A 12,329-nucleotide genomic window follows, 5' to 3' on the forward strand; every position below is an offset into this window, starting at 1 on the left:
CCAGTTCCGCAGGTGCGCTGGCACAAGGGGCGCAAGAGGGTGTAGAGTGAAGAGTTTGTCTTTGGTAACGCCGCAAGGCGTAGGGTGCTGCCCGTGGCGGCCCTGGCTCCGGAGACGTTAAACAAGCACGGGCATCTGTTCTTTAAACGGAGTTTTAAAATGGCAAAAGAGAAATTCGAGCGGACGAAACCGCACGTGAACGTGGGCACGATTGGCCACGTTGACCATGGCAAGACCACACTGACGGCGGCAATTGCCACCGTGCTGGCCAAGAAGTTTGGTGGCGAAGCCAAAGGCTACGACCAGATCGACAACGCGCCTGAAGAAAAAGCGCGCGGCATCACCATCAACACCTCGCACGTGGAATACGAGACGGCTAACCGTCACTATGCACACGTGGACTGCCCCGGCCACGCCGACTACGTCAAGAACATGATTACCGGCGCGGCCCAGATGGACGGCGCTATTTTGGTGTGCTCGGCCGCTGACGGCCCGATGCCCCAGACCCGCGAGCACATTCTGCTGTCGCGTCAGGTGGGCGTGCCCTACATCATCGTGTTCCTGAACAAGGCCGACATGGTGGATGATGCTGAGCTGCTGGAGCTGGTCGAAATGGAAGTGCGCGAGCTGCTGTCCAAGTACGACTTCCCCGGCGACGACACCCCGATCATCAAGGGTTCGGCCAAGCTGGCGCTGGAAGGCGACACGGGCGAGCTGGGTGAGCAGGCCATCATGAAGCTGGCTGAAGCCCTGGACACCTACATCCCCACGCCTGAGCGTGCGGTCGACGGTGCCTTCCTGATGCCTGTGGAAGACGTGTTCTCCATCTCTGGTCGTGGCACCGTGGTGACCGGTCGTATCGAGCGCGGCATCGTCAAGGTGGGCGAAGAAATCGAGATCGTGGGTATCAAGGCCACGCAAAAGACCACCTGCACCGGCGTGGAAATGTTCCGCAAGCTGCTGGACCAAGGTCAGGCTGGCGACAACGTGGGTATTTTGCTGCGCGGCACCAAGCGTGAAGACGTCGAGCGCGGCCAGGTGCTGTGCAAGCCCGGCTCCATCAAGCCGCACACGCACTTCACCGGCGAAGTGTACGTGCTGAGCAAAGACGAAGGTGGCCGTCATACGCCGTTCTTCAACAACTATCGTCCGCAGTTCTACTTCCGTACGACGGACGTGACCGGCTCCATCGAGTTGCCTGAAGGCAAGGAAATGGTCATGCCTGGCGACAACGTGAGCATCACCGTCAAGTTGATTGCTCCTATCGCCATGGAAGAAGGTCTGCGCTTTGCTATCCGCGAAGGCGGCCGCACCGTCGGCGCAGGCGTGGTTGCGAAAATCATCGAGTAAGGCGAAGCGAATCATGGCTACCAAGCAAAAAATCCGCATTCGCCTGAAGGCTTTCGATTACAAGCTGATCGACCAGTCCGCTGCTGAGATTGTTGACACCGCTAAGCGCACCGGCGCCGTGGTCAAGGGTCCCGTACCCCTGCCTACGCGCATGAAGCGTTTTGACATTCTGCGTTCACCGCACGTCAACAAGACCAGCCGTGACCAGTTGGAAATCCGTACCCATCAGCGCCTGATGGACATCGTCGATCCAACCGACAAGACCGTTGATGCGCTGATGAAGCTGGATCTCCCAGCCGGCGTGGACGTCGAAATCAAGCTGCAATAACGCGAAAGGTCTTTCCTTCCCTGCGGGGAAGGGGAGGCATTGTTGCGAAAAATAGAGGGGCTTGCCGAAAGGTGAGCCCTTCGCTATAATCGCAGGCTTGCTGTTTTTCCCGGAAGTTTTTGGGAAGGCGAGCAAGTTCATATCAACCCTTCTTTCATACACCAAACGTGCAAGCCAATTGCAGCAGGCACGGTGAAAGTACTGGAGCAATAAATGAGTCAAAGCAATCGATTGGGGTTGCTGGGGCGTAAGGTGGGCATGATGCGTCTGTTCACTGATGACGGCGATGCAGTGCCTGTCACGGTGATCGATGTATCGAACAACCGCGTCACCCAGGTCAAAACCCAGGAAAACGATGGCTATGTGGCCGTTCAGGTCACTTTTGGTGCACGCAAGGCCTCTCGCGTCACCAAGCCAGTAGCAGGCCACCTCGCGAAAGCAGGCGTCGAAGCTGGTGAAATCATTCGTGAATTCCGTGTAGATGGTGAAGTTGCTGGCAAATACGCCGCAGGTGGCACCGTTCCCGTGACCGATGTGTTCAGCGCTGGCCAAAAGGTCGACGTGCAAGGCACTTCCATTGGTAAAGGCTTCGCCGGCACCATCAAGCGTCATAACTTCGCTTCTCAGCGCGCGTCGCACGGTAACAGCCGTTCGCACAATGTGCCGGGCTCGATTTCCATGGCGCAGGATCCAGGTCGTGTGTTCCCAGGCAAAAAAATGACTGGCCACATGGGCGACGAAACCGTGACAACCCAGAATCTGGATGTCATTCGCGTTGACGAAGCACGTCAGTTGCTGCTGATCAAGGGCGCAGTGCCCGGTTCACGCGGCGGCTTTGTCACCGTGCGTCCGGCCATCAAAGGCCAGCAGAAGGTGGCCGCGAAGGAAGGGGCTAAGTAATGCAGCTTGAATTCCTAAACGACCAAGGTCAGGCAGCATCCAAGGTGGATGCCCCCGAAACCATTTTCGGTCGCGATTACAACGAAGCGCTGATCCATCAGCTCGTGGTGGCTTATCAGGCTAACGCGCGTCAGGGCACCCGTGCTCAAAAAGACCGCGAACAAGTCAAGCACTCCACGAAGAAGCCCTTCCGTCAAAAAGGTACGGGTAATGCCCGCGCTGGTATGACGTCCTCGCCACTGTGGCGTGGGGGCGGTCGGATTTTCCCGAACCTCCCGAACGAGAACTTCACCCAGAAGATCAACAAGAAGATGTATCGTGCCGGCATGGCCTCCATCTTCTCGCAACTGGCTCGCGAAGGCCGTCTGGCTGTGGTTGATTCGATGAAAGTCGACTCTCCCAAGACCAAGCAGCTGGCTGCCAAACTCAAGGCCATGAATCTTGATTCCGTACTGGTCATCGCCGACGAAGTCGACGAAAACCTGTACTTGGCTTCGCGCAACCTCGGTAACGTGCTGGTCATTGAGCCGCGCTACGCTGATCCGGTGTCGCTGGTGCACTACAAGAAGGTGCTGGTCACCAAGGGTGCCATCGACAAGCTCAAGGAGATGTTCGCATGAGCGCGACCACTGCCAAACAATTTGATGAAGGCCGCCTGATGCAGGTGCTCGTGGCGCCGATCATTTCCGAGAAGGCCACCATGGTGGCTGAAAAGTCCAATGCGGTCACCTTCAAGGTGCTGCAGGACGCCACCAAGCCCGAAATCAAGGCCGCCGTTGAACTGCTGTTCAAGGTCGAGGTAAAGGGTGTGTCCGTGGTTAATACCAAGGGCAAGGTCAAGCGTTTCGGTCGTAGCATCGGGCGCCGCGACAACGTTCGCAAGGCGTACGTCATGCTCAAGGAAGGTCAGGAGCTGAACCTCTCTGGGGAGGCTGCGTAAATCATGGCTGTCATCAAGATCAAACCAACCTCCCCCGGCCGTCGTGGTCAGGTCAAGGTTACACGCGATCACCTGCACAAGGGTGAAGGCTACGCGCCCCTGCTGGAACCTCAGTTCCAGAAGGCCGGACGTAACAACAACGGTCACATCACAACGCGTCATCGTGGGGGCGGCCATCGCCATCACTATCGCGTAGTCGATTTCCGTCGTAACAAAGACGGCATTCCCGCGAAGGTTGAGCGTATTGAATACGATCCGAACCGCTCCGCGCACATTGCCCTCGTGTGCTACGCCGACGGCGAGCGCCGCTACATCATCGCTCCGCGCGGTGTGGAAGTCGGTAGCCAGCTGATGAGTGGTGCCGAAGCGCCCATTCGCGCCGGCAACACGCTGCCTATCCGGAACATTCCGGTGGGTTCCACCATCCACTGCATCGAGCTCAAGATTGGCGCTGGCGCGCAGATCGCTCGCTCTGCAGGTACCTCCGCGACGCTGTTGGCTCGCGAAGGTACTTATGCCCAGGTGCGTATGCGCTCGGGTGAAGTGCGCAAGATCCATATCGAGTGCCGTGCCACCATTGGCGAAGTCGCCAACGAAGAGCATAGCCTGCGACAGTTGGGTAAGGCCGGTGTCAAGCGCTGGATGGGTATCCGCCCAACGGTTCGCGGCGTCGCCATGAACCCAATCGATCACCCGCACGGTGGTGGCGAAGGCCGCACGGGCGAGGGCCGCGAGCCGGTCGACCCATGGGGCAACTTGACCAAGGGTTATCGCACCCGCAACAACAAGCGCACCCAGGCTATGGTCGTGTCGCGTCGCAAGAAATAAGGACTGACAAATGACTCGCTCTCTCAAAAAGGGTCCGTTTGTTGACCATCATTTGCTGGCCAAGGTCGACAAGGCCGTGGCTAACAAAGACAAAAAGCCCGTCAAGACCTGGTCGCGCCGCTCAATGATTCTTCCCGATTTCATCGGGTTGACCATTGCCGTACACAACGGCAAGCAGCACGTACCGGTATACGTGACCGACCAGATGGTTGGCCATAAACTGGGTGAATTTGCCCTCACGCGTACCTTCAAAGGCCACGCGGCGGACAAAAAAGCCAAGAAATAAGGAGAAGACCAATGGAAACACGTGCAGTCCTTCGTGGCGTACGCCTGTCGGTCGACAAAGGCCGGCTGGTTGCCGACCTGATCCGTGGCAAGAAAGTTGATCAGGCTCTGAACATCCTGAACTTTACGCAGAAGAAAGCCGCGCCGATCGTGCGCAAGGTGCTGGAGTCGGCTGTGGCCAACGCTGAGCACAACGATGGCGCCGACATCGACGAGCTTCGCGTCAAGACGATCTATGTCGAGCAAGGCACCACGCTCAAGCGCTCTGCCGCCCGCGCCAAGGGTCGCGGCGCGCGCCTGTCGAAACCCACGTGCCATGTGTACGTGACGGTCGGCTACTGATACGGAAAGCCTGAGAAAGACTATGGGACAGAAAATCCATCCGACCGGCTTTCGCCTTTCCGTTAGCCGTAACTGGGCGAGCCGCTGGTACGCCAATAACCGTGACTTCGCCGGCATGCTGGCTGAAGACATCAAGGTTCGTGAGTACCTGAAGGCCAAGCTGAAGAACGCAGCTGTTTCGCGCGTTCTGATCGAGCGTCCTGCCAAGAACGCCCGTATCACCATCTACTCGGCTCGTCCGGGCGTGGTGATCGGCAAGAAAGGCGAAGACATCGAGAAGCTGAAGAAAGATCTGGCTGAGAAGCTGGGTGTGCCAGTGGCTGTCAACATCGAAGAAGTGCGCAAGCCTGAAGTCGATGCACAGCTGATCGCAGACTCGATCACTCAGCAGCTCGAGAAGCGCATCATGTTCCGCCGCGCCATGAAGCGTGCCATGCAGAACGCCATGCGTCTGGGTGCTCAAGGCATCAAGATCATGTCTGCAGGCCGTTTGAACGGCATCGAGATCGCTCGTACCGAGTGGTATCGTGAAGGCCGTGTGCCGCTGCATACACTGCGCGCCGACATCGACTACGGCACCAGCGAAGCCAAGACTACCTACGGCATCATCGGTGTCAAGGTGTGGGTCTACAAAGGCGACACGCTGGGCCGCAATGATGCACCCTCCCTGGACAGCACTCCGCGCCCTGAAGGCGAAGAGCGCCGTGGTCCGCGCGGCCCCCGCCGTGATGGCCGTGGCCCGGGCGGCGACCGTGCCGGCCGTGGCGGTCCCCGTCGCGCTGGTGGTGGCAATGCTGCTCCTGCCGATGGTAGCGACAAACCCGCAGAGGCCGCAGGGGCCGATGCCAAATCCGCCGTTAAGCGCGTTCGCAAAGTCGCCGCGCCAGCTGCAGCAGCTGACGGCGCCAAAGGAGAGTAAACAATGCTGCAACCTGCACGCAGAAAATTCCGTAAGGAGCAGAAAGGCCGTAACACCGGTATTGCCACTCGTGGCAACACCGTGGCCTTCGGCGACTTCGGCCTCAAGTCTACGGACCGTGGCCGCCTGACGGCGCGCCAGATCGAATCCGCTCGCCGTGCGATTTCTCGCCACGTCAAGCGTGGTGGCCGCATCTGGATTCGCGTCTTCCCAGACAAGCCAATTTCCACAAAACCTGCCGAAGTCCGTATGGGTAACGGTAAGGGTAACCCTGAGTATTACGTGGCTGAGATCCAGCCGGGCAAGGTGCTGTACGAAATCGTCGGCGTGCCTGAGGAACTGGCTCGTGAAGCGTTCCAGCTGGCTGCCGCCAAGCTGCCGCTGCGCACCACGTTCGTTACCCGCATGATCGGCCAGTAATCGAGGAGCATGAATAATGAAAACCTCTGAACTGCGCCAAAAAGACGTCGCCGGCTTGCAAGCCGAGGTGAAGGCCCTGCAAAAGGCTCACTTCAACCTGCGCATGCAAAAAGCCACGCAACAGCTGAATAACACCAATCAGCTGCGCGAGACCCGCCGCGCCATCGCGCGCGCCAAGACCCTGATTGCTGAAAAGCAAGCAGCCGCCAAGTAAGGACGTGACCATGACGGAAGCCAAAACATCCCTCAAGCGCACGCTGGTCGGCAAGGTTGTCAGCGACAAGCGCGCCAAGACCGTAACGGTGCTCATCGAGCGCCGCGTGAAGCACCCGATCTATGACAAGATCGTGATGCGCTCCAGCAAGTACCACGCTCATGACGAAAATGGCGAGTACAAACTGGGCGACGTGATCGAAATCACTGAAAGCCGTCCGCTGTCCAAGACTAAGAATTGGGTAGCTACACGACTGGTGCAGAAAGCCGCAGTGGTCTAAAAGGCCGCGCGGGCACCAAGCCTAATTTGCGCGGTTTCGCGCAAACCCTTAAAAACGACCCACAATGTGGGTCGTTTTTTTATTTCTTTCAACCGTAATTCAGGAGCACGATCCCATGATCAAAGTCGGAGACAACTTGCCAGCAGTAACTCTAATGGAGTATTCGGAGGTTGAAGGCAGCGGTTGTAGCATTGGTCCAAACCCGGTTGAGGTGGCGAAGGCCACGGCCGGCAAGACCATTGCATTGTTCGCCGTGCCAGGTGCGTTCACGCCTACCTGCTCCGCGAAGCACGTGCCAAGTTATCTGGACAACGCCGAAGCACTGAAGGCTGCCGGGGTTGATGAAATCTGGTGCCTGGCCGTCAATGATGCTTTTGTCATGGGTGCATGGGCACGCGATCAAAAAGCCGGCGGCAAGATCCGTTTCCTGGCCGATGGAAGCGCGGAGTTTGCCAAGGCGACTGGTCTCACGCTGGACCTCACGGGCCGCGGCATGGGCGTGCGCAGCAACCGCTATTCCATGCTGGTCAAAGACGGCAAGGTGGTGACGCTGAACGTAGAAGGGCCAGGCAAGTTTGAAGTGAGCGATGGCGCCACCCTACTCGCTCAGGCGAAGTAAGCGGCCAGCGTTCTCTGTTTCCAACGCCGTGTACCGGTCTCGACCTTACACGGCGTTACCACGTGCAGACTAACTCGACCACTTGTTGCTCCTTGCCTCATCAGGCGGCGCCTAGGCTACGTCCACCTTAAGGTAGTGCGCCCCGGCAATCGGGTTGTGGTAGTAGGGCGGGATCTCTTCAAACCCTAGTTCCTCGTACAGTGCCCGAGCCGCTTCCATGTCGTTCAGCGTATCCAGCAGGACGCAGGCGTAGTCGAGGCGCTTTGCGGCTTCCAGGATGGCCTCAGCCAATTGCCGGCCAAGGCCGAATCCGCGGAAGGCTTTGCGCACAAATAGTCGCTTCATCTCGGCCGCATTGCTGTAGTCCACGTCGTCTAGTGGGCGCAGCGCGCAACATCCGGCGGCCTCCCCGTCTACCAATGCCAATAGTAGGGCGCCGCGAGGCTCTCCGTATTCGCCTGGCAACTGGATCAGCTCGTCTTCGAAGCCCTGGAAAGTCAGGTCTACGTCAAGCTGGGAGGAATATTCGGCAAACAGCTCTCTCACAGCCCCTATCTGTTCGGGGGTAAGGGCGAGCACTATATCAACGGGGGGATGTGTGTCCAATGCAGTAAGCAGCGCTGGGGCGCGCGGTTCAATCTCGACTGCAGTTTAGCGCATGGCCCTATTTCACGACAGGCTTATGTAGATTGCCCCAGCTGGATCACGCCGTAGACAATCGCAGCTGAGACGCATAGGGCGACCAGTGCGACCAAGCGGGTTGCTGCGGTATCTCGCGACGCGGGCGTGGACACGGGCTGCAACTTGTCCCCCAGGACCATAGGCTTGATCAAGTTCTTCTTCTTGACCACTCGGTAGAAAAGAATGGCGAGTACGTGCAGTACTACCAGAGCTATGACCAGAAATTGGCCTACTCCTGCGTGATAGTCCGTGGCCAGGTAGACGGCATCGCCAGACACCAGAGCCGTGAGCGGCCCGGAGAATGCGATTTCGTCGTCAGCAAACAAGCCAGTTCCAATTTGTGCCGCCAGTACCGCCAGCATGGCGAATACGGAAAGTGCCCCGAGCGGACTATGCCCAGCTGGTTGGTCGGTATCGGTGTCTCCGCGAAAATGGCTCACGATACGTGCTGGTGTCGGAAAAAATGATGCGAACCGCGACCAATGGCCGCCGATCAGGCCCCAGATCAGCCTGAATATCAGGAGCGCGAAGACCACGTAGCTCAGCCTAAGATGCCAATTCATGGCGTTGCCACCCACCTTCCCGGTGATGATCAGTCCGATCACCGCCGCAGCGAGGAACCAATGGAACAGACGGGTGGGAAGATCCCAGATACGTATAGGTTTCATAAATTTGGAACTGATTGTCAATTTCAAACACAATAAGCGGGGAGGCTGTCGGACTTTATAAAAGCCCAGGTAGCCCCCTGTTGAACCATGTTGGTTCTGCAGGCGCAGTTTAGTGGCTTCGGTCCGTCTCTGCGCGTAGCACCGCTTGCACTTTTTCGATTGCCCTCCAAGGAGAGATTCCCCGATGAAGAAATTGATACCCATTGTCCTGGCACTTGGTGCGGTGAGCTTATCCGCTCCCGCTTTCGCACAGTTTGCAAAGGCAGAAGACGCGATCAAATACCGCCAAGCCGCATTCACCGTTCTGTCCAGTCATTTTGGCCGCTTGGGTGCCATGGCTCAGGGCAAGGCTCCGTTCGATGCGGCGTCTGCCGCAGCCGACGCCGAGGTGGTGGCTGCGGTAGCCAAACTGCCTTGGCACGCCTTCGGACCTGGTACCGACACAGGAAGTTCCACGGGGGCTCGTCCGGAAATCTGGAAGGAGCAGGCTAAGTTTAAAGATCTGGGTGACAAAATGCAGGCGGAGACCGTGAAACTCGCCGCCGCAGCAAAAACGGGCAACCTGGACAATCTGAAGGCCGCTTTCGGGCCTGCCGCTCAAAGTTGCAAGGCGTGTCACGACGATTTCCGTCGCCGGAGATAAAAAGCGTCTACCTTTGAGCCAAGACCGGCAATTGACCGCACCTGAGGACGACTTGCTCGGGCGCGCTCAACTTCCGGTTTTTGGAGGAGCTGTCGGATGCAAGCTCCCGCAGCATCAACAAAAAAGCCAATCACGCAACGCATGATTGGCTTTCTTGATGCCGGGTTGTGAAGTTCAGGCTTCAGCCAGCAGTTTCTCAATCAGTTGGTGAAGCTCGGAAAAATTGGGAGCGCCTACGTAGCGCTTCACGATCTCGCCTTTTTTGTTGACGATGTACGTGGTGGGTGTGAGTTTGACCTCGCCCCAAGCCTGTGCCACGGTTCCGGTATTGTCGATGGCCACTTTGAAGGGCAGCTTTCGCGTTTCAGCGAAGTTCACCACGTAGCTGGGAGGGTCGTAGCTCATGGCGACCGCAACTGTGTCGTAGCCGCGCGCCTTGAATTTTTCGTAAGTGGCGACAATTTCGGGCATCTCGGCCACGCAGGTGGTGCAACTGGTGGCCCAGAAGTTGACGAGGGTTACTTTGCCCCGCATGTCCTGCGTGGTCGTACTGCTGCCGTCGAGCAGCACGAAGGTGGAGGCCGGTGCGGTATTCTGGGCGCAGCCGCCCAAGAACAGCATGGCAGCCGCAGCTCCACTCAGCAAAAGAGATCGAAAAGCAATTTTCATGACCTTGCCATTGTAGGAATTTGAGCTCATGCGTGTCTGCTGGGCCTACGAAGCCCGCTCGAGCAGTAGGTAGATCATCTCCTTGCCCGCAAGTTCACCCAAAAACCAAAGCTGCTCCCTCGAAAGCTCTCGCCTTCTTTGTAGGAGCGACTTTAGTCGCGATTGGCCCATCGCGGCTAAAGAAGGTGTCGCAAAATGGCCTCGTTCTTCTCCCCTCTCCCGCCGGGAGAGGGCCAGGGTGAGGGCAGCGGCGCATGATCAGAGACCGGCATTGGCATTGGGCGCGTTCCCTCACCCCAACCCTCTCCCGAAAGGAGAGGGAGCAATCGCCACTGCTGCACAAAGCACTTTTCTGACACCCTCATTAGCCGCAAAAGACCACTCAGATCACCTGCTGCTGGCGTAGCTGCTCGACGCGCTCGGGGTCGCAGCCCAGCAGTTCTCGCAGTACTTCTTCGGTATGCTGGCCCAGCAGGGGCGGCGGCAGATCGGTTCGTACAGGAGTTTTTCGAGCTTCAGCGGGCTGCTCACCAAGCGAAGATCGGAGTTCAGCGGATGCTTCCAATGGGTGACCATTCCGCGTTGTTGAATGTGCGGGTCGGCGAACACCTCGGCCAGGTTGTTGATGGCACCGCACGGGACCTTCGCTGCCTCTAGCGCAGCCAGCCAATCCGCCTTGGAGCGTGTTTTCATGATGTCGGCCAACAATGGAACCAGCTCGGAACGGTAACGTACGCGATCCTGGTTGCGCACGTAGCGTGGGTCCGCGGCAAGATCCGGGCGGCCCGCCACTTGGCAGAACTTGGCGTACTGACCGTCGTTGCCCACCGCCAGGATGATGTGGTCCGCGCTACCGTCGGGCTTGGGCGCTACCTCGAATACCTGGTAGGGAACGATGTTCTGATGTGCGTTCCCCATGCGGCCCGGCGCCTTGCCGCTGACCAGATAGTTGGCGCCGAGGTTGGCGAGCATGGCGGTCTGTGCATCCAGCAGTGCCATGTCGATGTACTGGCCTTCGCCGGTACGCTCGGCATGCCGCAACGCAGCCAGAATGCCGACGGTGGCGTACATCCCGGTAAAAAGGTCAGCCACCGCCACACCGACCTTCTGGGGGCCGCCGCCTAGGTCGTCTCGTTCTCCGGTCACGCTCATCAGTCCGCCCATGCCCTGAATGGCATAGTCGTAACCGGCGCGCTCGGCGTACGGGCCTGTCTGGCCGAAGCCTGTCAGGCTGCAATAAACCATGCGTGGATTGAGTGCGCGAAGACTTTCGTAGTCCAGCCCATAGCGGGCCATGTCGCCGACTTTGAAGTTCTCGATGAAGACGTCGCAGTGCCGCGCCAATTCCCGGATCAGCACCTGCCCTTCCGGTTTGGCTATGTCGCAAGTGACTGAGCGCTTGTTGCGGTTGGTGCCCAGGTAATAGGCCGCCTCATGCGACTCCTGTCCGTCGTCGCCCGCCAGGAATGGAGGGCCCCAGGTGCGTGTGTCGTCACCGGTGCCGGGGCGTTCAATTTTGATTACATCGGCGCCCAGGTCGGCCAATGTTTGCGTGCACCAAGGACCTGCAAGAACGCGGGAAAGATCCAGAATGCGAATGCCATCAAGTGAGTTCATGGCGATATTGTGGCGTCTTTTTTAAGTGGCCTATTCAAGGGCGAAGTGCCGCATGCAGCGCGCTGCGGCTGATAATCGGCGTATGTCCTTGTCCTCCTTGTCGGTTTTTCGGAGCTTGCTGTTGCTGGCGCTGCTCTGTACAGCCTGTAGTCCGGCGCTCAATTGGCGCGAAACGCGGCTGACCAATGCGTCGCTTGTTGCGCTGCTGCCTTGCGAACCCGACCACGCCACGCGGAACGTCCCGCTAGGCGGGGTGCCGACCGAACTCACGATGGCTGGGTGCGATGCGGCAGGTGCAACTTTTGCCATCATGGTGGCCGAGGTGCCCGCTGCTCAGGCTGGCTCTTTGCTGACCGGATGGCGCACTGCCACGCTGGCGAATATCCATGCCCAGGATATTCAGACTCAGGCATTTCTTCCGCGCGGCGTTCTGGCCGTGCCCGAGTCGGTGCGTGTGACGGCTAGCGGCCAACGTTCAGATGGGCGGCCGGTGGCTGCCCAGGCGGTCTGGGTCGCGCGCCTTGTGCCCGGTCAGAGTGCGGCGCAACTGGTGCATGCCGTGATTTATTCAGAGCGGCCGATGTCTGATGCGGCCGAGACTTTCTTCGGCGGAATCAAGCTTTAGC

At 58.6% G+C, this 12,329-nt stretch carries 18 protein-coding genes and 1 pseudogene; 15 read left to right on the top strand and 4 right to left on the bottom strand.

Annotated elements, in window-relative coordinates; translation table 11 throughout:
- Positions 1 to 159 precede the first annotated feature (159 nt).
- The 13 genes from tuf to AAAK34_RS03385 all read left to right on the top strand — a co-directional run bounded on the left by tuf (position 160) and on the right by AAAK34_RS03385 (position 7,425).
- Entirely contained in the window at positions 160 to 1,350 is a 1,191-nt protein-coding gene (tuf, locus tag AAAK34_RS03325) for an elongation factor Tu (RefSeq protein ID WP_431777615.1), read from the top strand.
- 13 nt (positions 1,351 to 1,363) lie between these two features.
- The gene (rpsJ, locus tag AAAK34_RS03330; RefSeq protein ID WP_231695481.1) at positions 1,364 to 1,678 is read left to right on the top strand and encodes a 30S ribosomal protein S10; all 315 of its coding nucleotides are present in this window, start codon (positions 1,364 to 1,366) and stop codon (positions 1,676 to 1,678) included.
- Between the two features lie 213 nt (positions 1,679 to 1,891).
- Positions 1,892 to 2,578 carry a 50S ribosomal protein L3 gene (gene rplC, locus AAAK34_RS03335; protein ID WP_231695480.1) on the top strand — a complete coding sequence of 229 codons (687 nt, stop codon included), beginning with the start codon at positions 1,892 to 1,894 and terminating at the stop codon, positions 2,576 to 2,578.
- Complete coding sequence (gene rplD / locus AAAK34_RS03340) at positions 2,578 to 3,198, top strand: 50S ribosomal protein L4 (RefSeq protein ID WP_231695479.1); 621 nt, start codon at positions 2,578 to 2,580, stop codon at positions 3,196 to 3,198. Before rplC ends, rplD begins: the two co-directional genes overlap by 1 nt.
- Positions 3,195 to 3,518, top strand: coding sequence for a 50S ribosomal protein L23 (gene rplW, locus AAAK34_RS03345; protein WP_231695478.1), 324 nt, complete (start codon positions 3,195 to 3,197; stop codon positions 3,516 to 3,518). Before rplD ends, rplW begins: the two co-directional genes overlap by 4 nt.
- Before the next feature lie 3 nt (positions 3,519 to 3,521).
- A complete protein-coding gene (gene rplB, locus AAAK34_RS03350; RefSeq protein WP_231695477.1) occupies positions 3,522 to 4,346 on the top strand; it encodes a 50S ribosomal protein L2 in 825 nt (274 codons plus the stop codon).
- 10 nt (positions 4,347 to 4,356) lie between these two features.
- Entirely contained in the window at positions 4,357 to 4,632 is a 276-nt protein-coding gene (rpsS, locus tag AAAK34_RS03355; RefSeq protein WP_231695476.1) for a 30S ribosomal protein S19, read from the top strand.
- A gap of 11 nt (positions 4,633 to 4,643) precedes the next feature.
- Positions 4,644 to 4,973, top strand: coding sequence for a 50S ribosomal protein L22 (rplV, locus tag AAAK34_RS03360; RefSeq protein WP_028603963.1), 330 nt, complete (start codon positions 4,644 to 4,646; stop codon positions 4,971 to 4,973).
- Positions 4,974 to 4,995: 22 nt separating this feature from the next.
- A complete protein-coding gene (gene rpsC / locus AAAK34_RS03365) occupies positions 4,996 to 5,892 on the top strand; it encodes a 30S ribosomal protein S3 (RefSeq protein WP_231695475.1) in 897 nt (298 codons plus the stop codon).
- A 3-nt stretch (positions 5,893 to 5,895) separates the two neighbouring features.
- Positions 5,896 to 6,312, top strand: a complete 417-nt coding sequence (gene rplP, locus AAAK34_RS03370; protein WP_231695474.1) for a 50S ribosomal protein L16 — start codon at positions 5,896 to 5,898, stop codon at positions 6,310 to 6,312.
- Between the two features lie 13 nt (positions 6,313 to 6,325).
- Positions 6,326 to 6,526: a 50S ribosomal protein L29 gene (rpmC, locus tag AAAK34_RS03375; RefSeq protein ID WP_231695496.1), complete on the top strand. Its 201-nt coding sequence runs from the start codon at positions 6,326 to 6,328 to the stop codon at positions 6,524 to 6,526.
- A gap of 10 nt (positions 6,527 to 6,536) precedes the next feature.
- Positions 6,537 to 6,806 carry a 30S ribosomal protein S17 gene (gene rpsQ / locus AAAK34_RS03380; RefSeq protein ID WP_231695473.1) on the top strand — a complete coding sequence of 90 codons (270 nt, stop codon included), beginning with the start codon at positions 6,537 to 6,539 and terminating at the stop codon, positions 6,804 to 6,806.
- A 115-nt stretch (positions 6,807 to 6,921) separates the two neighbouring features.
- The gene (locus AAAK34_RS03385; protein ID WP_231695495.1) at positions 6,922 to 7,425 is read left to right on the top strand and encodes a peroxiredoxin family protein; all 504 of its coding nucleotides are present in this window, start codon (positions 6,922 to 6,924) and stop codon (positions 7,423 to 7,425) included.
- Positions 7,426 to 7,536: 111 nt separating this feature from the next.
- Here AAAK34_RS03385 and AAAK34_RS03390 read toward each other — a convergent pair whose 3' ends face one another.
- Together AAAK34_RS03390 and AAAK34_RS03395 are read right to left on the bottom strand one after the other, a co-directional pair.
- A complete protein-coding gene (locus tag AAAK34_RS03390; RefSeq protein WP_431777749.1) occupies positions 7,537 to 8,004 on the bottom strand; it encodes a GNAT family N-acetyltransferase in 468 nt (155 codons plus the stop codon).
- A gap of 101 nt (positions 8,005 to 8,105) precedes the next feature.
- Entirely contained in the window at positions 8,106 to 8,774 is a 669-nt protein-coding gene (locus AAAK34_RS03395; protein ID WP_231695494.1) for a cytochrome b/b6 domain-containing protein, read from the bottom strand.
- Positions 8,775 to 8,958: 184 nt separating this feature from the next.
- Between AAAK34_RS03395 and AAAK34_RS03400 the strand changes: the two genes are divergently transcribed.
- A complete protein-coding gene (locus AAAK34_RS03400) occupies positions 8,959 to 9,417 on the top strand; it encodes a cytochrome c (RefSeq protein WP_231695471.1) in 459 nt (152 codons plus the stop codon).
- A 174-nt stretch (positions 9,418 to 9,591) separates the two neighbouring features.
- On the opposite strand, the gene AAAK34_RS03405 is transcribed toward AAAK34_RS03400, so the two are convergent.
- Positions 9,592 to 10,086, bottom strand: coding sequence for a TlpA disulfide reductase family protein (locus AAAK34_RS03405; protein ID WP_431777997.1), 495 nt, complete (start codon positions 10,084 to 10,086; stop codon positions 9,592 to 9,594).
- Between the two features lie 382 nt (positions 10,087 to 10,468).
- A pseudogene (locus AAAK34_RS03410) lies at positions 10,469 to 11,703 on the bottom strand (CaiB/BaiF CoA transferase family protein).
- A gap of 82 nt (positions 11,704 to 11,785) precedes the next feature.
- Here AAAK34_RS03410 and AAAK34_RS03415 point away from each other — a divergent pair.
- Complete coding sequence (locus AAAK34_RS03415) at positions 11,786 to 12,328, top strand: hypothetical protein (protein WP_431777750.1); 543 nt, start codon at positions 11,786 to 11,788, stop codon at positions 12,326 to 12,328.
- The last annotated feature ends 1 nt before the right edge of the window (position 12,329 follow it).

The organism is Ottowia caeni, from assembly GCF_050821495.1.
GTDB classification, from domain to species: Bacteria; Pseudomonadota; Gammaproteobacteria; order Burkholderiales; family Burkholderiaceae_C; genus Ottowia; species Ottowia caeni.